The organism is Streptomyces asoensis (assembly GCF_016860545.1).
GTDB classification, from domain to species: domain Bacteria; phylum Actinomycetota; class Actinomycetes; order Streptomycetales; family Streptomycetaceae; genus Streptomyces; species Streptomyces asoensis.
Window position 1 is genome coordinate 1092230 of record NZ_BNEB01000003.1, and the last position, 20696, is coordinate 1112925.

General features: G+C 67.3%; 12 protein-coding genes and 3 rRNA genes. 7 read left to right on the forward strand and 8 right to left on the reverse strand.

The features are described 5' to 3' along the window. Nucleotides 1–343: 343 nt before the first annotated feature. The 6 genes from Saso_RS17595 to Saso_RS17620 all read left to right on the forward strand — a co-directional run bounded on the left by Saso_RS17595 (nucleotide 344) and on the right by Saso_RS17620 (nucleotide 7642). On the forward strand, nucleotides 344–652 hold the full coding sequence (locus Saso_RS17595) for a hypothetical protein (protein WP_003991275.1): 309 nt from the start codon (nucleotides 344–346) through the stop codon (nucleotides 650–652). 201 nt (nucleotides 653–853) lie between these two features. Then, nucleotides 854–1705 carry a hypothetical protein gene (locus tag Saso_RS17600; protein ID WP_189921373.1) on the forward strand — a complete coding sequence of 284 codons (852 nt, stop codon included), beginning with the start codon at nucleotides 854–856 and terminating at the stop codon, nucleotides 1703–1705. Continuing rightward, nucleotides 1695–3026, forward strand: coding sequence for a hypothetical protein (locus tag Saso_RS17605; RefSeq protein ID WP_189921375.1), 1332 nt, complete (start codon nucleotides 1695–1697; stop codon nucleotides 3024–3026). Before Saso_RS17600 ends, Saso_RS17605 begins: the two co-directional genes overlap by 11 nt. Before the next feature lie 23 nt (nucleotides 3027–3049). Then, complete coding sequence (locus Saso_RS17610) at nucleotides 3050–4591, forward strand: SCO6880 family protein (protein WP_372442474.1); 1542 nt, start codon at nucleotides 3050–3052, stop codon at nucleotides 4589–4591. A gap of 14 nt (nucleotides 4592–4605) precedes the next feature. Beyond that, the gene (locus Saso_RS17615) at nucleotides 4606–6036 is read left to right on the forward strand and encodes an ATP-binding protein (RefSeq protein ID WP_189921379.1); all 1431 of its coding nucleotides are present in this window, start codon (nucleotides 4606–4608) and stop codon (nucleotides 6034–6036) included. 19 nt (nucleotides 6037–6055) lie between these two features. Further along, nucleotides 6056–7642 (forward strand): type VI secretion protein, encoded by a 1587-nt coding sequence (locus tag Saso_RS17620; protein WP_189921381.1) that lies wholly within the window; start codon nucleotides 6056–6058, stop codon nucleotides 7640–7642. On the opposite strand, the gene Saso_RS17625 is transcribed toward Saso_RS17620, so the two are convergent. The 5 genes from Saso_RS17625 to Saso_RS17645 form a co-directional block, all read right to left on the reverse strand. Then, nucleotides 7631–8194, reverse strand: a complete 564-nt coding sequence (locus Saso_RS17625) for a GNAT family N-acetyltransferase (protein WP_189921383.1) — start codon at nucleotides 8192–8194, stop codon at nucleotides 7631–7633. The two genes, Saso_RS17620 and Saso_RS17625, sit on opposite strands and share 12 nt — an antisense overlap. Nucleotides 8195–8288: 94 nt before the next feature. Continuing rightward, a 5S ribosomal RNA gene (gene rrf / locus Saso_RS17630) occupies nucleotides 8289–8405 on the reverse strand. A 90-nt stretch (nucleotides 8406–8495) separates the two neighbouring features. Further along, a 23S ribosomal RNA gene (locus tag Saso_RS17635) occupies nucleotides 8496–11619 on the reverse strand. Nucleotides 11620–11937: 318 nt separating this feature from the next. Next, a 16S ribosomal RNA gene (locus Saso_RS17640) occupies nucleotides 11938–13463 on the reverse strand. The 16S, 23S and 5S rRNA genes sit together here, the layout of an rRNA operon. Nucleotides 13464–14127: 664 nt before the next feature. Next, entirely contained in the window at nucleotides 14128–14694 is a 567-nt protein-coding gene (locus Saso_RS17645; RefSeq protein WP_189923946.1) for a MarR family winged helix-turn-helix transcriptional regulator, read from the reverse strand. A gap of 188 nt (nucleotides 14695–14882) precedes the next feature. Between Saso_RS17645 and Saso_RS17650 the strand changes: the two genes are divergently transcribed. Next, nucleotides 14883–16142: an MFS transporter gene (locus Saso_RS17650; RefSeq protein ID WP_189923945.1), complete on the forward strand. Its 1260-nt coding sequence runs from the start codon at nucleotides 14883–14885 to the stop codon at nucleotides 16140–16142. Between the two features lie 94 nt (nucleotides 16143–16236). On the opposite strand, the gene Saso_RS38780 is transcribed toward Saso_RS17650, so the two are convergent. The 3 genes from Saso_RS38780 to Saso_RS17665 all read right to left on the reverse strand — a co-directional run bounded on the left by Saso_RS38780 (nucleotide 16237) and on the right by Saso_RS17665 (nucleotide 20404). After that, on the reverse strand, nucleotides 16237–17034 hold the full coding sequence (locus Saso_RS38780) for a class I SAM-dependent methyltransferase (RefSeq protein ID WP_189923943.1): 798 nt from the start codon (nucleotides 17032–17034) through the stop codon (nucleotides 16237–16239). A gap of 84 nt (nucleotides 17035–17118) precedes the next feature. Next, entirely contained in the window at nucleotides 17119–18771 is a 1653-nt protein-coding gene (locus Saso_RS17660; RefSeq protein WP_189923941.1) for an ATP-binding SpoIIE family protein phosphatase, read from the reverse strand. A gap of 253 nt (nucleotides 18772–19024) precedes the next feature. Then, nucleotides 19025–20404 carry an NAD(P)/FAD-dependent oxidoreductase gene (locus tag Saso_RS17665; RefSeq protein WP_189923939.1) on the reverse strand — a complete coding sequence of 460 codons (1380 nt, stop codon included), beginning with the start codon at nucleotides 20402–20404 and terminating at the stop codon, nucleotides 19025–19027. Nucleotides 20405–20696: the final 292 nt, after the last annotated feature.

Sequence of the window (20696 nt, forward strand, 5' to 3'; positions counted from 1 at the left end):
ACGAACGGGCCACGGCAACCAGCCGTGGCCCGTTCGCCATGCCCCGTACGGGTCACGTCATGAGAACATCGAAACGTACGCTCACCCGACCAGCCGTCAGAAACGGCACAGGGCCGTGAAGTGGGCTAACGACGGAACCACACCACAGGTTCCGCTCCAAGCCTCATTGCCCGGCGTGACCTGCCGTGATACACAGAGTGACCATACGAGCTATTCGTACGAATCCCGTACGACAAAGACGCCAAGTCGACATCCGACGGCGACTTCGTCGGCGAGAATGAGGCGTGACCTCTGCACACCCGCAGAGGGACCGTGGAACTACCCACCAGGGGCGGTGACTTACATGCTGTTCGCGGCCGACAAGGGCGACATCAACACCATCATCGGCGGGATCGCTCCCGACTGGGGGCCCTTCGGCAGCCTGGGCAACGAGGCCAAGGTGATGATCGAGGTCGTGATGGCCGTCGCCATCCTCCTCTGCCTCGGCATCGCCATCTGGGGCGCGGCCAAACAGCGCATCGGCGCGACCGCCCTGCGGGACACCTTCAGCGCGGAACAGGGCAAGGGCCTCATCATCGCCGGACTCACCGGCGTCTTCATCATCGGCTCCCTCGGGACGCTGTTCACGATCGTGTACGGCATGGCCGTGTAACCGCGGCCCCCGCGCCACCCCAGGTCCCGTCCGGGCACGCCCGGCCCGCCACCCCCACCCATCTGTCGTGCCCACCGGCTGAGGTTGCGTTTCCCTGATGTCCCTGATGTCGAGTCACCACACCGCGCCCGCGCGGGAACCAGCACGGCTACCGTCGTACCTGTACATGTCCCGGTACGGCAACGAGGGGGCCTACGCGGCATGACTCCCGGCGACGAACACGACTACGGCGAATCCGCGCGCTCCGACGAGGGCCACGGGTACGGCCGCACACGCCTGCGCCTGCCCGAGAACGACCCCTACGGCGGCGCCCGCAGAGGCGGCCGTTCGTCCTCGCGGAGCCTGGTCACGGTGGTCGGCGTCGTCGTCGTCCTCATCGCGGCGATCGCCTTCGCGAACCGTGGAGGAGACGATTCCTCTTCCACCTCCGCCAACGGCTCCGCGGGCGCCGGACCGGACGCCACCAGCACGGCGCCCACCGGAACCCGGCCCGTCCAGTCCAAGACGGGCGGCATCCCCTCGGGCTACGCCCACGACGCCCAGGGCGCACAGTCCGCCGCCGCGAACTACGCGGTGGCGCTGGGTTCGGCGGACATGTTCGTGACGACGCTTCGGCATCAGATCGTCGACACGGTGTACGCGCCCGCCCTCGCCGCCGGCAAGCAGGCCGCCCTGGACACCGCGTACTCGAGCGAGGCGTTCCTGAGCAACATCGGCCTGGACAAGGACGGCACCGCTCCGGCCGGCCAGTCCTTCGTGTCCCGGGTCATCCCCGTCGGCACCAAGGTGAAGGCGTCCGGTACGAGCAACGCCACCGTCGAGGTCTGGTACACCTCGCTGTTCGGTCTCTCCGGCCAGGCCTCGACCAACCCCGTCTCCGAGAGCTGGTTCACCACGACCTACCAGCTCCAGTGGGCCGACAACGACTGGAAGGTCACCGACTTCCAGCAGAAGGACGGGCCGGTCCCGGTCGGGCGCGACCAGCAGGCCTCCACCGCCGACGACATGACGAAGGCCGTCGAGGAGTACGGAGGGTTCACCTATGCGCGCTAAGCACCTCTCCCTCAAGGTCACGGCCGCCGTGGCGGCCGCTCAGACCGTCGCCGTACTCACGGCCGGCCGTGCCTTCGCCGTACCGACACCCAGCCCGTCACCCTCCTCGTCCCCGAGCAACAGCGCGTGCAGCGAGCTGATCCGCGGCCCCGCCAGGGATTACTGCGAAAGGGGCGAGAGCCCCTCCACCACCACCAACCCGGTCTCCGACACCCTCGACCCCCTCTCCTCCCTGGCCAAGGGCTGTGCCGACGCCGCCGCCTGGACCATCGACAAGCTCAGCGAGGCCGTGAAGGACACGGCGAACGTCGACTTCACCAACGAGCGGTTCCTCAAGCAGTACGCCGTCGTCTTCGCCGCCTCGACCGTGCTGACGCTGCTGCTGTGGCTGCTCGCCGTCGCCAAGAGGGCGGTGCGCGGAGTCCCCCTCACCACCGCCATCGGCGAAGCCGTCGGATTCCTCTGGCTGACCGTCCTGGCCTCCGCCTTCACCCCCCTGATCCTCTACACCGTCGTGTCCGCCACGGACGGCATCACCGACGTCCTCGCGAAGACCACCGGCAACCAGACCGACACGTTCTTCGGCACCTTCTCCGCCGCCCTCGCCAAGGGCGAGGACATCGGCGGCGGCCCGATCATGCTGATCGTCGTCTCCCTGGTGTCGATCCTCGCGGCCGGCGTGCTGTGGCTGGAGCTCGTCATCAGGGCCGCCCTCCTCTACGTGGGCGCCCTGCTCGGCACCGTCGTCTACGCGGGCCTGGTCGACAAGAACCTGTGGAGTCACGTCCGCCGCTGGGCCGGCATCATGATCGCCGTCATCCTGGTCAAGCCGGTCATCGTGATAGTGCTCGGCCTCGCCGGCGCGCTCTCCACCGCCGACGGCCCGAACGCCTTCTCCGCCGTCGTCTCCGGCCTGTCGATCATCCTGCTCGCCATCTTCGCCAGCGCGATGATCTACCGCTTCGTCCCCGGCTTCGGCGACGAGATCGCGGGCTCCCGCAACAACCGCATCATGCAGGGCGCCGAGGGCAAGGCCGCGGCCGTCATCAGCTCCCCGGCGACCCTCGTCGCCCAGGGCATCAAGACCCACAGCACCCGTGCGGACAACAACGGCGGCGGCCAGTCCGGATCCTCCGGCGCCCGCCCCTCCAACCCCGCCTCCGGCGGCGTCGCCGCGCACAGCTCGCGCACCTCGAACGGGGGCGGCGGATCTGTCCCCTCCTCCGCACCCGCTCCCCGCGCGAGCAGCCCGGTCAACACCCCGCACGCCAGCAACACCCGCAACAGCAGCAACAACCGCACGGGAGGTGAAGGGCGTTGACGACTGATTCCCACGCGGCTCATGTGTCCCACGCGATCACGCCCCGCCGTACATATCTGATCGGCCGCGCCCGGCCGAACGCGATCGTCGGCCGCAACCGCGAGACCGGCGAGATCGCGCTCATCGTCGTCGGCGCGTTCCTCGGCATGATGTGCGGTCTCCTCGTCCCCGTGCTCGCCCTGCGGATCGTCCTGCTGAGCGGCTTCCCGATGCTCGCGCTCGCCGCCGTCTACGTGCCGTACAAGCACCGCACGTTCTACAAGTGGTTCGAGATCAACCGCAGCTACAAGCGCACCCTGCGCCAGGGCACGACCTACCGCTCGACGGTCATGGAGGCGGGCACCCGGCTCGACGGCCAGGAGATCGAGATCGGCCCGCCCCCGGGCATCGGCCGCATCAGCTGGCTGGCCGCCCCCTTCGGCCCCGACGAGATCGCCGTGCTCCTGCACGCCGACCGCCGTACCGTGACGGCCGCCATCGAGATCGAGGGCCCGGGCGTCGGCCTGCGCGACAGCGAGGACCAGGAGGCCCTGGTCGACCGCTTCGGCACCCTCCTCAAGCACGTGGCGAACGGCGACGGCTTCGTCACCCGCCTCCAGATGCTCGCCCGCACCCTCCCCGCCGACCCCGACGCCCACGCCAAGGACGTCGCCGTCCGCGGGGACGAGAAGGCCCCCGACTGGCTGGCCCGCTCCTACGACCAGCTCCAGTCCATGGTGTCCACGAGCAGCGAGCAGCACCGCGCCTACCTCGTCGCCTGCATGCACTACACCCGTGAACTGGCCGCCGAGGCCCACGCCATGGCGCGCGCCGCCCGTCCCCAGGCCGGCCGCAAACTCGACCGCGACGCCGGCCTCGCGGTCGTCATGGCCCGCGAGCTGACGGACATCTGCTCCCGCCTCCAGGAGGCGGACATCCGCGTCCGCCAGCCCCTCGGCCAGGGCCGGCTGTCCTCCCTCGTCCACTCCATGTACGACCCGGACCACCCCATCGACCACATCCAGGCGATGACCAAGCGCAACGCCTGGCCGGCCGAGCTGGACGCCATGGAGCCGACGTACCTCCAGGCCAAGACCCGCGAATCGTCCACCCGGGCCCCCTGGTGCCATGCCACGGCCTGGGTCAAGGAGTGGCCGATGACCCCCGTGGGTGTCAACTTCCTGGCCCCGCTCCTCGTCCACACCCCGGACGTCATCCGCACCGTCGCCGTGACCATGGACCTCGAACCCACCGAGGTCGCCATCGAGCGCATGCTGACGGAGAAGACCAACGACGACGCCGAGGCCAGCCGGGCCGCCAAGATGAACCGCACCGTCGACCCGCGTGACGTGGCGGCCCACTCCCGGCTCGACCAGCGCGGCGAGGACCTGGCGTCCGGCGCGGCCGGAGTGAACCTGGTCGGCTACATCACCGTCTCCTCACGCAATCCCGAGGCCCTCGCCCGCGACAAGCGCACGATAAGGGCGTCGGCCGGCAAGTCGTACCTCAAGCTCGAATGGTGCGACCGAGAGCACCACCGGGCGTTCGTGAACACCCTCCCGTTCGCCACCGGAATCCGACGGTAGGGGCTGATGAGCTGATGCGGGATCCGCTGTCCGTCCTCACGGACGCCTTCACCTCGTTCCTCTTCGGCAAGGTCGAGACGACCCGGCTGCCGGTACGCACCTCCACGGGCCAGGCCCAGGCGGTCTACCTGCCCACGGCCGCCCCCGGCCTCGGCGACTCCGGCGTCATCATCGGCCGCGAGGTCTACTCCGGAAAGGGCTACATCTACGACCCCTTCCAGCTGTACGGCCAGCAGCTCCCCGCACCGCACTGGCTGGTCCTCGGCGAGTCCGGAAACGGCAAGTCGGCGCTGGAGAAGACCTACGTCATGCGCCAGCTCCGCTTCCGCGACCGCCAGGTCGTCGTCCTGGACGCCCAGGGCGAGGACGGCGTCGGCGAATGGAACCTCATCGCGCAGGCGCTCGGCATAACTCCCATCCGCCTGGACCCGGCGGCCGCGCTGGACCACGGCATCCGTCTCAACCCGCTGGACCCGTCGATCACCACGACGGGCCAGCTCGCCCTGCTGCGCACCATCATCGAGGTGGCGATGGGCCACGGCCTCGACGAGCGCTCGGGGTTCGCCCTGAAGGTCGCCCACGCCTACGTCAACGAGACGATCGTGGAACGCCAGCCGGTCCTGACCGACATCGTCGAGCAGCTGCGCCACCCCGAACCGGAGTCCGCCGAGGCGATGAACGTCGCCATAGACGACGTACGGGCCTGGGGTCTCGACGTGGCGCTGGTCCTGGACCGCCTCGTCGACGGTGACCTCAGGGGCATGTTCGACGGCCCCACGACGGTCGGCATCGACCTGGACGCCCCGCTCATCGTGTTCGATTTGTCCCACATCGACCGCAACTCGATCGCCATGCCGATCCTGATGGCGATCGTCGGGGTATGGCTGGAGCACACCTGGATCCGCCCCGACCGGAAGAAGCGCATCTTCCTCGTCGAGGAGGCCTGGCACATCATCAACAGCCCTTTCGTGGCCCAGCTCTTCCAGCGGCTGCTGAAGTTCGGCCGCCGCCTCGGCCTGTCGTTCGTGGCGGTCGTCCACCACCTCTCCGACGTGGTCGACGGAGCGGCCGCCAAGGAGGCCGCGGCCATCCTGAAGATGGCGTCGACCCGCACGATCTACGCCCAGAAGGCGGACGAGGCCAGAGCGACCGGCCGGGTCATCGGCCTGCCCCGGTGGGCGGTGGAGATCATCCCCACCCTCACTCCGGGCATCGCCGTCTGGGACGTCAACGGCAACGTCCAGGTGGTGAAACACCTCGTCACCGAGACGGAACGGCCGCTGGTCTTCACCGACCGGGCGATGACGGAGTCCTCAGCCGACCACACCCTGTCCGACGACGACGCCCTGCTCGCCGCCGAACTGGAACAGGAACGACGGGCGGCGGCCTTCATGGAACAGCACCTGGCCGACCTGGACGGCTCGTCCGAGTCGACGGTCGCCTAGCGCGGGCGAGGGGGTCGTCATGAGACCGGGAGACGAACGGCACGGCGGCAGCCAGGGAGGCATCCCCGACGGGCTGCTCATCGGCATACTCGCGTTCCTGCTCGGCATGACCCTGCTGGTCTGGACGGCGACCGGTCTGGCGGCCCTCTTCGCCCACGGCTCCTGGCCCGCGGGCGTCACCTTCACCCGCACCCCGCTGGCCATGCGCCACCTCATCGCCCGGCCCCACGACGTCCCCGGCGCCTGGCCCGGGGCGCAGCCGGCGGACCTGTCGGGCTACGGGCTGTTCTGGGGCCTGCTCATCGGCCAGCTGATGATCCTTCTCGTCCTCACGGTGTTCGTGATGGGCACCCTCGCCCGCTGGCGCGCGGTACGCGCCCGCAGACGCGCGGATTCGATGTCCCCGCCCGGGCACGAGAGCCCGTCGCCCCGCACCCCGCACGAGGTGCCGGCCCAGCGCGCCGAGACCGGCCAGGCCACCACGGCCGGACCACCCGGCCCGGCGGCCGTCCCCGACCAGCAGCCCGCGGACCCGCACCAGCCGACGGAACCCCTCCAGCCGGCCGCGGCCGCCCAGCACGCCTCACCCACGCCCGTCCCTCAGCCTCCGCCGGGGACCTCGGCCGCCCTCCTCGCGGACGTGGCGAGCGACCGGGCGGCCGGCTGGGAAGGGACCCGGTCCGAGGGCACGGTGCACTACGCCCCGCCGGAGACCCGCTTCCTGACCGCCGTGCGGGCCATCCGGGACTGCGAGGGCCCGGCCCTCGTCGTCACCTCGAACCCCGCCCTGTGGCAGGAGACCAAGGACGCCAGGGCCAAGCTCGGCCCGGTCCACCTCTACGATCCCGCGCACCGGTGCGACACCCCGGCCCGGCTCCACTGGTCCCCCACGGCGGGCTGCGAGGACAAGCAGACCGCGGCCTCGCGCGCCGCCGCGCTCCTCACCCCGGTCCGCCCCGCTTCCCGGCTCGACCAGGCCGTCAGCGACACCGCGGAGACCCTCCTGCGCTGCTACCTGCACGCGGCGGCCGTCGACGGACGCACCGTCCGCCACGTGCACCGCTGGTCCCAGGGCACCGGCATCCAGGAAGCGGTCCGCACCCTGCGCACCAGCCCGAAGGCGGCCCCCGGCGCGGCCGGCGAACTGGAAGCCGCCCTCACCGCCCACCCCGAACGCCGGGACATCGCGCAGGAACTGACCTCCCGTGCCCTCTCCGCCCTCTCCACGGTCAACATCCGCGAGGCCTGCACTCCCAACCGAACTGACGCCCTCGCCTTGGATTCCTTCGTGGCCGAGGGGGGAACGCTTTATGTGCTCGGTGAATCCATCGAGGACCCCAGGACGGGTCCCGGCGCGATGCCGCTCCTGACGGCCCTCGTCTCCAGCGTGGTCGAGCGCGGCCGGCGCATGGCCGAACGGTCATCCTCCGGTCGCCTCGACCCACCAATGTCCCTGGTGCTCGACGACGTGGCGGCCGTGGCCCCCCTCTCCCAGCTCCCGGACCTCCTGGCCACCGGCGCGGATCGCGGCCTGCCCACCATGGCCCTGCTCCGTTCCCGCGAACAGGCCCGGGCACGCTGGCCCCACCACGACCTACCGGTCTGACTCCGGCCGCTCCAGGACGAACTCGTACTCGTTGTCCTCGGAGCCCTCCGCCAGCGGCACGGTCCGCCCGGTCGGCCGGAACCCGGCCTTGCGGTAGGCCCCCTGCGCCCGCAGGTTCCGCTCGTGCACGATGAGCCGCACCCGCTCGAGGTCCTGTTCCCACGCCCATTCCACGGCGGCGCGGAGCAGATCCGCGGTCATCCCGCTCCCCCGCCACTGCTTCCGGACGAAGACCCCGACCACGTGTCCCTGACGTCGCTCCACGGGGAAGCCGGCCCAGTCGACGCTGCCGGCCTCCTCCACGAGCAGGGTGACGGTCCCGGCCCACTCGCCGTCCTCGGCCTCGGCGATGAACTGGCGCACCGTGCCGGCCCCCTCGGCGGACGCCGAGGCCGCCCGCTCCTGCCAGAAGGAGTCGGGCCGCTCCGCGGCCGTCTCGTACGTCTCCAGAAAGGCGAGGGGCGCCGCCGGATCCTCGAGAGCCAGCAGCCGCAGTGCCTTGACCGGAGCCCACTCCTCGGCCCGAACGACCCGAACCACATAGGTGTACATGCAAAGCACAGTAATACCTGAGCAGTTCCGCAGAAAGCTCAATAAACGCAGAAAACCCCCGCACCATCAGGTGCGGGGGTCTCCCATAAAATTTGTTCGGCGGTGTCCTACTCTCCCACAGGGTCCCCCCTGCAGTACCATCGGCGCTGTAAGGCTTAGCTTCCGGGTTCGGAATGTAACCGGGCGTTTCCCTCACGCTATGACCACCGAAACACTATGAAACTGTCCAGCCGCACCACACCGTGACCATGGCATGGGGCTGTTCGTGGTTTCAGAACCAACACAGTGGACGCGAGCAACTGAGGACAAGCCCTCGGCCTATTAGTACCGGTCAGCTTCACCCATTACTGGGCTTCCACATCCGGCCTATCAACCCAGTCGTCTACTGGGAGCCTTAACCCCTCAAAGGGGGTGGGAATACTCATCTCGAAGCAGGCTTCCCGCTTAGATGCTTTCAGCGGTTATCCCTCCCGAACGTAGCCAACCAGCCATGCCCTTGGCAGAACAACTGGCACACCAGAGGTTCGTCCGTCCCGGTCCTCTCGTACTAGGGACAGCCCTTCTCAATATTCCTGCGCGCGCAGCGGATAGGGACCGAACTGTCTCACGACGTTCTAAACCCAGCTCGCGTACCGCTTTAATGGGCGAACAGCCCAACCCTTGGGACCGACTCCAGCCCCAGGATGCGACGAGCCGACATCGAGGTGCCAAACCATCCCGTCGATATGGACTCTTGGGGAAGATCAGCCTGTTATCCCCGGGGTACCTTTTATCCGTTGAGCGACGGCGCTTCCACAAGCCACCGCCGGATCACTAGTCCCGACTTTCGTCCCTGCTCGACCCGTCGGTCTCACAGTCAAGCTCCCTTGTGCACTTACACTCAACACCTGATTGCCAACCAGGCTGAGGGAACCTTTGGGCGCCTCCGTTACTCTTTAGGAGGCAACCGCCCCAGTTAAACTACCCATCAGACACTGTCCCTGATCCGGATCACGGACCCAGGTTAGACATCCAGCACGACCAGAGTGGTATTTCAACGACGACTCCACAACCACTGGCGTGGCCGCTTCAAAGTCTCCCACCTATCCTACACAAGCCGAACCGAACACCAATATCAAACTGTAGTAAAGGTCCCGGGGTCTTTCCGTCCTGCTGCGCGAAACGAGCATCTTTACTCGTAGTGCAATTTCACCGGGCCTATGGTTGAGACAGTCGAGAAGTCGTTACGCCATTCGTGCAGGTCGGAACTTACCCGACAAGGAATTTCGCTACCTTAGGATGGTTATAGTTACCACCGCCGTTTACTGGCGCTTAAGTTCTCAGCTTCGCCACACCGAAATGTGACTAACCGGTCCCCTTAACGTTCCAGCACCGGGCAGGCGTCAGTCCGTATACATCGCCTTACGGCTTCGCACGGACCTGTGTTTTTAGTAAACAGTCGCTTCTCGCTGGTCTCTGCGGCCACCCCCAGCTCATGGAGTAAATCCAATCACCAGTGATGGCCCCCCTTCTCCCGAAGTTACGGGGGCATTTTGCCGAGTTCCTTAACCATAGTTCACCCGAACGCCTCGGTATTCTCTACCTGACCACCTGAGTCGGTTTAGGGTACGGGCCGCCATGAAACTCGCTAGAGGCTTTTCTCGACAGCATAGGATCATCCACTTCGCCACAATCGGCTCGGCATCAGGTCTCAGACTGTATGGCGTGCGGATTTGCCTACACACCGTCCTACACCCTTACCCCGGGACAACCACCGCCCGGGATGGACTACCTTCCTGCGTCACCCCATCACTCACCTACTGCAAGTCTGGTTCGTCGGCTCCACCACTTTCCTTTCCCCGAAGGGTCCGGAACGGCTTCACGGACTTAGCATCGCCTGGTTCGATGTTTGACGCTTCACAGCGGGTACCGGAATATCAACCGGTTATCCATCGACTACGCCTGTCGGCCTCGCCTTAGGTCCCGACTTACCCTGGGCAGATCAGCTTGACCCAGGAACCCTTAGTCAATCGGCGCACACGTTTCTCACGTGTGTATCGCTACTCATGCCTGCATTCTCACTCGTGAACCGTCCACAACTACCTTCCGGTGCTGCTTCACCCGGCACACGACGCTCCCCTACCCATCACAGCCGCCGTTGGGCGTATTGCTGCAATGACACGACTTCGGCGGTACGCTTGAGCCCCGCTACATTGTCGGCGCGGAATCACTAGACCAGTGAGCTATTACGCACTCTTTCAAGGGTGGCTGCTTCTAAGCCAACCTCCTGGTTGTCTCTGCGACTCCACATCCTTTCCCACTTAGCGTACGCTTAGGGGCCTTAGTCGATGCTCTGGGCTGTTTCCCTCTCGACCATGGAGCTTATCCCCCACAGTCTCACTGCCGCGCTCTCACTTACCGGCATTCGGAGTTTGGCTAAGGTCAGTAACCCGGTAGGGCCCATCGCCTATCCAGTGCTCTACCTCCGGCAAGAAACACACGACGCTGCACCTAAATGCATTTCGGGGAGAACCAGCTATCACGGAGTTTGATTGGCCTTTCACCCCTAACCACAGGTCATCCCCCAGGTTTTCAACCCTGGTGGGTTCGGTCCTCCACGAAGTCTTACCTCCGCTTCAACCTGCCCATGGCTAGATCACTCCGCTTCGGGTCTTGAGCGTGCTACTGAATCGCCCTGTTCGGACTCGCTTTCGCTACGGCTACCCCACCCGGGTTAACCTCGCAACACACCGCAAACTCGCAGGCTCATTCTTCAAAAGGCACGCAGTCACGACGCATTGAGTAAACTCAATGCGCGACGCTCCCACGGCTTGTAGGCACACGGTTTCAGGTACTATTTCACTCCGCTCCCGCGGTACTTTTCACCATTCCCTCACGGTACTATCCGCTATCGGTCACCAGGGAATATTTAGGCTTAGCGGGTGGTCCCGCCAGATTCACACGGGATTTCTCGGGCCCCGTGCTACTTGGGTGTCTCTCAAACGAGCCGCTGACGTTTCGACTACGGGGGTCTTACCCTCTACGCCGGACCTTTCGCATGTCCTTCGTCTACATCAACGGTTTCTGACTCGTCTCACAGCCGGCAGACTGTGAAAGAGAGATCCCACAACCCCGTACACGCAACCCCTGCCGGGTCTCACACGTATACGGTTTGGCCTCATCCGGTTTCGCTCGCCACTACTCCCGGAATCACGGTTGTTTTCTCTTCCTGCGGGTACTGAGATGTTTCACTTCCCCGCGTTCCCTCCACACTGCCTATGTGTTCAGCAGCGGGTGACAGCCCATGACGACTGCCGGGTTTCCCCATTCGGAAACCCCCGGATCAAAGCCTGGTTGACGACTCCCCGGGGACTATCGTGGCCTCCCACGTCCTTCATCGGTTCCTGGTGCCAAGGCATCCACCGTGCGCCCTTAAAAACTTGGCCACAGATGCTCGCGTCCACTGTGCAGTTCTCAAACAACGACCAGCCACCCATCACCCCGAACCCTTACGGTCCGAGTGCACTGGGGCCGGCATCAGAAGGACGACCTCACGGCCGCACCCTCAGATACCCAACAGCGTGCCCGGCACCCTTGCCGCTTCCCTCATTCGTTCCACGCCCCGAAGAGCAGTACTGGAAGGAGAAGACAGTCAAGAGTGCCGAATAATCAACGTTCCACCCATGAGCAACCAGCATCGAACATTCGCCGATGTACTGGCCTCTGACCTCACCCCGAAAGGATCGGTAAGAAGTGCTCCTTAGAAAGGAGGTGATCCAGCCGCACCTTCCGGTACGGCTACCTTGTTACGACTTCGTCCCAATCGCCAGTCCCACCTTCGACAGCTCCCTCCCACAAGGGGTTGGGCCACCGGCTTCGGGTGTTACCGACTTTCGTGACGTGACGGGCGGTGTGTACAAGGCCCGGGAACGTATTCACCGCAGCAATGCTGATCTGCGATTACTAGCAACTCCGACTTCATGGGGTCGAGTTGCAGACCCCAATCCGAACTGAGACCGGCTTTTTGAGATTCGCTCCACCTCACGGTTTCGCAGCTCTTTGTACCGGCCATTGTAGCACGTGTGCAGCCCAAGACATAAGGGGCATGATGACTTGACGTCGTCCCCACCTTCCTCCGAGTTGACCCCGGCAGTCTCCTGTGAGTCCCCATCACCCCGAAGGGCATGCTGGCAACACAGAACAAGGGTTGCGCTCGTTGCGGGACTTAACCCAACATCTCACGACACGAGCTGACGACAGCCATGCACCACCTGTACACCGACCACAAGGGGGGCACTATCTCTAATGCTTTCCGGTGTATGTCAAGCCTTGGTAAGGTTCTTCGCGTTGCGTCGAATTAAGCCACATGCTCCGCTGCTTGTGCGGGCCCCCGTCAATTCCTTTGAGTTTTAGCCTTGCGGCCGTACTCCCCAGGCGGGGAACTTAATGCGTTAGCTGCGGCACCGACGACGTGGAATGTCGCCAACACCTAGTTCCCACCGTTTACGGCGTGGACTACCAGGGTATCTAATCCTGTTCGCTCCCCACGCTTTCGCTCCTCAGCGTCAGTAATGGCCCAGAGATCCGCCTTCGCCACCGGTGTTCCTCCTGATATCTGCGCATTTCACCGCTACACCAGGAATTCCGATCTCCCCTACCACACTCTAGTCTGCCCGTATCGAATGCAGACCCGGGGTTAAGCCCCGGGCTTTCACATCCGACGCGACAGACCGCCTACGAGCTCTTTACGCCCAATAATTCCGGACAACGCTTGCGCCCTACGTATTACCGCGGCTGCTGGCACGTAGTTAGCCGGCGCTTCTTCTGCAGGTACCGTCACTTTCGCTTCTTCCCTGCTGAAAGAGGTTTACAACCCGAAGGCCGTCATCCCTCACGCGGCGTCGCTGCATCAGGCTTTCGCCCATTGTGCAATATTCCCCACTGCTGCCTCCCGTAGGAGTCTGGGCCGTGTCTCAGTCCCAGTGTGGCCGGTCGCCCTCTCAGGCCGGCTACCCGTCGTCGCCTTGGTGAGCCATTACCTCACCAACAAGCTGATAGGCCGCGGGCTCATCCTTCACCGCCGGAGCTTTCGACCCCCACCCATGCGAGTGGAAGTGATATCCGGTATTAGACCCCGTTTCCAGGGCTTGTCCCAGAGTGAAGGGCAGATTGCCCACGTGTTACTCACCCGTTCGCCACTAATCCCCACCGAAGTGGTTCATCGTTCGACTTGCATGTGTTAAGCACGCCGCCAGCGTTCGTCCTGAGCCAGGATCAAACTCTCCGTGAATGTTTACCGGTAATCCGGTGCACACACACGAGAGCGGAACAGCCAGGCGGAATGAGCCCGGCCGTTCACAGCGTCCTCGCTGTGTTTATTTCAAAGGAACCTCATCCTCGGCTATCACTGCCGGGGAAGGGGTATCAACATATCTGGCGTTGATTTTTGGCACGCTGTTGAGTTCTCAAGGAACGGACGCTTCCTTTGTACTCACCCGAACTTCTTCGGGCTTTCCTCCGGGCGCTTCCCTTCGGTCTTGCGTTTCCGACTCTATCAGATCTTTTCTCGACCCGATTTCCTCGGTGCTTTCCAGGTTTTCGCTTTCGCGTTTCCCTTTCCGGCGGTTCCGACTCTATCAGATCCTTTCGGGCCTGATTCCCAGTCAGAGGGGGCTTGCCTTTCCGGCTGTTGGGCCGTTCCGACGTCTCAAACCTTAGCGGATCCGTCCGGCAGTTCCTAATCGAGCTGCGGGCCCCGAATCGAATTCAATTCGGGCACGCCGAATTGAACCCCGTCGGGAGATCGTGCTGATGGTTTGTGTGCCGCTTCTGCGGCGGAGGCGTCGTCGAAGAACCGTTACAGCTCTCCGGCAACCCGAAGAACTCTACGGGCCTGGGAGGGGCGTGTCAACCACCCCTGTCAAGATCTTTTCGTCGTGCCTGGTGCGGCCCGCTCAGTCCAGGTCGGTGAGGCGGCCGCCGGCGTCGGGCTGGGCGTGCTCCACCCTGCGCAGCAGCCTGGTCAGCACCTCTCCCAGTGCCGTCCGCTCTTCCGCCGAGAGGTCCTGGAGCAGGTCCTCCTCGAACACCGTCGCCATCCGCATCGCCTGGAGCCACTTCTCGCGACCCTCGGGCGTGAGCTCGACGATCACGCGTACGCGGTTGGACTCGTCCCGCTCCCGGGTCACCAGCCCTTCGGCGACCATGCGGTCGATCCGGTGGGTCATCGCGGCCGGCGTCAGGCCGAGCCGCTTGGCCAGATCGCTCGGTCCCAGGCGATAGGGGGCACCGGAGAGTACAAGGGCCTTGAGGACCTCCCACTCGGCGTTGCTGATGCCGAGGTCCGCGGTCTGGCGGCCGTAGGCGACGTTCATCCGGCGGTTCAGACGGGACAGCGCCGACACGATCTTCTCGACCTGGGGGTCGAGGTCCTGGAACTCGCGCTGGTAGGCCGCGATCTGCTCTTCGAGGGTCGGCTCGCCGCCGATGCCGGTGCCGTCCGTGCCGGAGGTGTCGCCCATGGCGCAAGTATCGCACGGGGCTCGTTCGCGTTGAAGTTCTTCGAGGTGTACAGTTTAGCTCCTAACTTTAGCTTCTAAGTCTTCGGCTCTAAGTACTGAGGCAGCGGAAGGACCCGCGTCCCCTCCCTCCTTCGACCGACGACGACTACCTGAGAGAGGTGAACGTGACCAGGGCGAGGGGCGCAGCGATGCGCCGGATCCACGTGGGCAACGCACTCAGCGCGTTCGGGCTCGGCTTCACCGTCCCCTACCTGTACGTCTATGTGGCGCAGGTGCGGGGACTGGGGGCCATGACGGCGGGGCTCGTGCTCGCCGTCTTCGCCGTGGCCGCGCTGATCGTGCTGCCGTTCGCCGGCCGGGCGATCGTGCGGCGCGGTCCACTGCCGGTTCTGCTCGCCGCCCTGGTCGCCGCCGCCGTGGGTGCGATGGGCCTGGGGCTGGCCGGCAACTCCACCGCCGTCCTGGCCGCCGCGGTCGCGCTCGGGGCCGGGCAGGCCGTGATGCAGCCGGCGCTGGCGACGATGATCGTGGACTGCTCGACCACGGAGACCCGGTCGCGGGCGTTCGCGACGCAGTTCTTCCTCCAGAACCTCGGCCTCGGCGTGGGCGGGCTGATCGGCGGGCATCTCGTCGACACCACGCGCGTGTCCTCGTTCACACTGCTCTTCGCCATCGAGGCGGCGATGTTCCTGCTGCTGGCCGGGGTGATGAGCACCGTGCGGCTGCCGCGCGCGCCGCGCGTCGAGGACGCCCCTCGGTCCGCCGGGGGCAGCTGGAAGCGGCTGCTGGGCAACCGGGCCATGGTGCAGCTGTGCGTGCTGGGCTTCGTGCTGTTCTTCGCCTGTTACGGACAGTTCGAGTCGGGCCTGAGCGCGTACGGGGTCGAGGCCGCCGGGATCTCCACGTCCGCGCTGGGCACCGCGCTCGCCGCCAACACCGCGATGATCGTGGTCGCGCAGTTCGCCGTCCTCAAGTTCGTCGAGCGGCAGAAGCGGTCCCGGGTGATCGCGGCCGTGGGACTGATCTGGGCCGTCGCGTGGGTCGTCGCCGGGTACGCCGGTCTGGGCCACGGCAGCCGGGAGATGGCGACCGCCGCGTTCGTGTCGACGTACGCGCTGTTCGGGCTGGGTGAGGCGATGCTGTCGCCGACGGTCGCGCCGCTGGTGGCCGATCTGGCGCCGACCGGTCTGGCCGGCCAGTACAACTCGGCGTTCGCCCTGGTGAAGCAGCTCGCGCTGGCCGTGGGCCCCGCGGTGGGCGGTCCGATGGGGGCCTCGCTGCACGCGCCGTACATCGTGACGTTCCTGCTGTTCTCGCTGGGCATCACCTACCTCGCGCTGCGGCTCGGGCGGCAGCTGACCGCCGTCCAGGACCAGCCGTGGCTGGCGCGCAAGCGGGTGGTGGCCAGGGGCGGTGCCGCCGCGGAGCCCGTGCCCGCGCAGGCCTGACGGTTGCGGGCAGCCAGGGCGGGTCTCGTCCTGTCGTGCGGAAGGGGCGGCCGTCGTCCTCATGGACGACGGCCGCCCCTTCCGTTGCGCGCGTTCAGCGGATCGCGGTCACCAGGGTCGCCGTGAACGGGAACGTGGTCGTGGAGCCGGGCAGGTGGGCGCGCACCGTGTCGGCTGCGCGGGCGAGGGCCTCCTCTCCTCCGGAGTCGACGAGGGACTGGCCCCACGGGATCGCGGAGAGGTGCCCTGCGACGTAGTCCTCCAGCGGGGGCAGGTCGATGGCGTAGGTGAGGTCGCGGCGGGTCGTGGAGTGGAAGCCGGCGCGGTCGAGGGCGGCGGCGAGGCGGTCGGCGGCGGCGAAGGCGGCCCGGAAGGACTCCGCCGCCTCCCGTCCGTCGAACTGTTCGAGGGCGCGTTGCTGCGCGATGAAGTAGGGGGAGTCGTCGAGGCGGGCCCAGACGGTGGCGGCGAAGCGGCCTCCGGGGCGGGTGACGCGGGCAGTCTCCGTCAGGGCTGCGTCGAGGTCGGGGAAGAACTGGGCGCCCTGTTGGCAGATGACGGCGTCGAAGGTGGCGTCGGGATAGGGGAGGTCGTCGGCGGGGGCCGCGGTGAACTCGATGTCCGGGTAGAGACGGGGGTGGCGTGCCACGGCGATCTCGAGCATGCCTTGGTTCACGTCCGCGCCGGCGACCCGGCCGGCGGGGCCCGCCTGGGCCGCGGCCGCGCGGGCCGCGAAGCCGGTGCCGCAGGCCAGGTCGAGGACGGTGGCGCCGGGGTAGAGGTCCACGGCCTCCACGAGTGCGGTGACGAAGGGCGCCATGAGGGGCGCGACGTAGTGTTCGTAGCGCCCGGGGGCGCTTCCCTTGAGGTCAAAGCCCGTTGCGTCTGCCATGGGGAGCTACTAGCACCGGTAGGCGTGTTCGCCTAGGTGCCGCGCGCGGGGGAATGGGTGTTCGGGTCCTTTCTCGGCCTGTGCTCAGTCGGCGGGCTTCGGCAGGACGAACTCGCACCACACGGCCTTTCCGCCGCCCGGGGTGCGGCGGCTGCCCCAGTGGGAGGCGATCGTGGCGACGATGGCGATGCCCCGGCCGGACTCGTCGCCGGGTTCGGCGCGGCGGCGGCGCGGGAGGTGGTCGTCCCCGTCGGTGACCTCGATGATCAGACGGCGGTCGGTGCGGCGCAGTCGCAGCCGCATCGGCGGGATGCCGTGCTGGAGCGAGTTGGCGACGAGTTCGCTGGCGGCGAGGACGCCGAGGTCGTGCAGGTCGGGCGGGAAGCGCCAGCTGGTCAGGACGCCGGAGGCGAAGGCACGCGCGCGGGGGGCCGCTTCGACGCCGCCGAGGAGGTCCAGGGCCGCGTTGCGGAACAGCTCGCCGTCGGGGCCGGTGCGCGCCGGGTGCTGGAGGACGAGGACCGCCACGTCGTCGTCGTGGTCGGCGGTGACGCCGGCCGAGCGGACGAGCCGGTCGCAGACGACCTGGGGGGTGCCGGTCGCGCCGGACAGGGCGCGCTCCAGGGACGCGATGCCTTCGTCGAGGTCCTCGTCCCTGCGTTCCACCAGGCCGTCGGTGTAGAGGACGGCCGTGGAGCCGGGGCCGAGGGGGATCGAGCCCGAGGCGTGCATCCAGCCGCCGGTGCCCAGGGGCGGGCCGGTGGGTTCGTCGGCGCGCAGGACCGTGCCGGTGTCGTCGCGGACGAGGATGGGCAGGTGGCCGGCGGAGGCGTACACCAGCCGTCCCTCGTTGGGGTCGTGGATGGCGTACACGCACGTGGCGATCTGGTTGGCGTCGATCTCGGTGGCGAGGCCGTCGAGGAGCTGGAGGATCTCGTGCGGCGGGAGGTCGAGGCGGGCGTACGCGCGGACCGCGGTGCGCAGCTGTCCCATGACGGCGGCGGCACGGACGCCCCGGCCCATGACGTCGCCGATGACGAGGGCGGTGCGGCCGCCGCCGAGGGTGATGACGTCGTACCAGTCGCCGCCGACGGCCGCCTCGGTGCCGCCGGGCTGGTAGGTGGCGGCGATCCGCAGGTCGTCGGGCTCCTCGAGCTCCTGGGGGAGGAGGGAGCGCTGGAGGGTGACGGCGGTCTCGCGCTGGCGCCGTTCACTGGTTCTGAGGCGTTCGGCGGCCTCGGCGTGGTCGGTGACGTCGGTGGCGAAGATCAGGACGGTGCCCTTGCCGTTGTCCTCGGCGGCCGGGGTGCAGGTGAAGGTGTAGGAGCGGCCGTCGGGGGCCTTGCGGGACTTCAGGGTGCGGGGCTTGCCGCTGCGCAGCGCCTGGTCGAGGAGGGGCATGAGGCCGAGGTCGCGGAGTTCGGGGAGGGCGTCGGCCGCGGGTCCGCCGCAGGCGCGTACGCCGAAGGCCGCCGCGTAGGCGTCGTTGACGTAGGCGAGGCGGTGGTCGGGACCGTGGACCAGGGCGACGAGGGCCGGGACACGGTCGAGGACCTCACGGACCGGGAGTTCGTCGACGGCGGGCACCGGGGGCGGTTCGCCGGTGAGTCGTTCGGCGCGGGCCGCGGGTACGGAGCCCTCGCTCCGCCGGTCCGTGGTGGGGACCGGGTGCTCGGCTCGCGCGGCGGCGCGGCGCTGCGTTCCGGGGAGCCGGGCGCTCCAGCGCGTGAAGTTCACGAATCCTTGCCTCGTGTAGTCGTCGGCGGCCGGCTCCGGGGCCTGTACGGGCTCCGGGGGCCGCGCGGCGGTGACCGCACATTGTTACAGCACCCGGGATGTGGAGCACGGGGAGCAGCCTCTTGGGTCGGGGCGGGTGATGGACCGCCGGGAAGGGCTCTGGGGCTGGGCAGGGAGCAGTCTGGCAGTCGGTTCGCCGTCCGGGCCGACATTCGTCAGACGTGGGGGCGGCCGGCGGAGTTCCTGGATCGGGTCAGGACGACCCCTTCGGGTCGCCGGAGGACTCGTCGGAAGGCTTTCCACCGGCCGCGAGTTCGAACTCCGCGCGAGGATGTTCGAGGGAGCCCAGGGAGACGATCTCCCGTTTGAAGAGGCCGGAGAGGGTCCATTCGGCCAGCACGCGCGCCTTGCGGTTGAAGGTGGGGACGCGGCTGAGGTGGTACGCGCGGTGCATGAACCAGGCCGGGTAGCCCTTGAGCTTGCGGCCGTAGACGTGGGCGACGCCCTGGTGGAGGCCTAGCGAGGCGACCGAGCCGACGTAGCCGTGGGAGTACGGCCGCAGGGGTTCGCCGCGCAGGGAGCGCACGAGGTTGTCGGCGAGGACCTTGGCCTGGCGTACGGCGTGCTGGGCGTTCGGCGCGGTCTCCTTGCCGGGTTCGGTGGCCGTCACGTCGGGGACGGCGGCGGCGTCTCCGGCCGCCCACGCGTGCGTGACGCCCTCGACGGTCAGCTCAGGGGTGCATTTCAGCCGCCCTCGTGCGTCGAGGGGGAGGTCGGTGGCGGCGAGCAGCGGGTGGGGTTTCACGCCGGCGGTCCACACGACCGTGCGGGTCGGGAAGCGGGCGCCGTCGCTGAGGACGGCGATGCGGTCGACGCAGGAGTCCAGCCGGGTCCCCAGGCGGACGTCGATGTTGCGGCGACGCAGCTCACTGACGGTGTAGCGGCCCAGGTCGGCGCCGACCTCGGGCAGGATCCGGTCGGAGGCCTCGACGAGGATCCACTTCATGTCCTCGGGTTTGATGTTGTGGTAGTAGCGGGTGGTGTAGCGGGCCATGTCCTCGAGTTCGCCGAGTGCTTCCACGCCCGCGTAGCCGCCGCCGACGAAGACGAAGGTGAGGGCCGCGTCGCGGACCGCGGGGTCGCGGGTGGAGGAGGCGATGTCCATCTGTTCGATGACGTGGTTGCGCAGCCCGATGGCCTCTTCGACGGTCTTGAAGCCGATGGCGTGGTCCGCGAGGCCCGGGACGGGGAGCGTGCGGGAGACGGAGCCGGGCGCGAGGACGATTTCGTCGTAGGTCAGCCGCTGTGGTCCGGTGCCCTCTTCGTCGGTGGCGGGGGTGGTGAGGGTGGCGGTGCGTGCGGCGTGGTCGACGGCGGTGACCTCGCCGACCAGGACCCGGCAGTGCGGCAGGACGCGGCGCAGGGGGACGACGACGTGCCGGGGGGAGATGGAACCCGCGGCCGCCTCGGGGAGGAAGGGCTGGTAGGTCATGTACGGGTCGGGGGTGACGACCGTGATCTCGGCCTCGCCCCGGCCCAGTTCCTGTTTCAGCTCCCGCTGGAGCCGCAGGGCCGTGTACATCCCGACGTAGCCGCCGCCGACAACGAGAATGCGCGCACGTTCCTTCACCATCCCATGACGCACCGGGCGCCGGAGTTTGTCCACAGCCCCGACAATTTGTGTGACCGCGAGTCGGACGGGTGCAGGGTTGGCCGAAACACCGGCGTACGGGGCAAGAGCGCAGGTCAGCCATTGTGCGCCGGGGTGCGGGAAGGGGTGCAATCGGGACGTATGCGGCTCGTACTCCGATCGGGGGGCGCTCCGTGCGGAACCTGCCCCTTCTGAATTGACTCCCTCTCAACTATGTTCGTGTGTCGACGGGGTGTCAGGGGGAGTGCTCTGCGGGTCTGCGACGGGCGGGCCC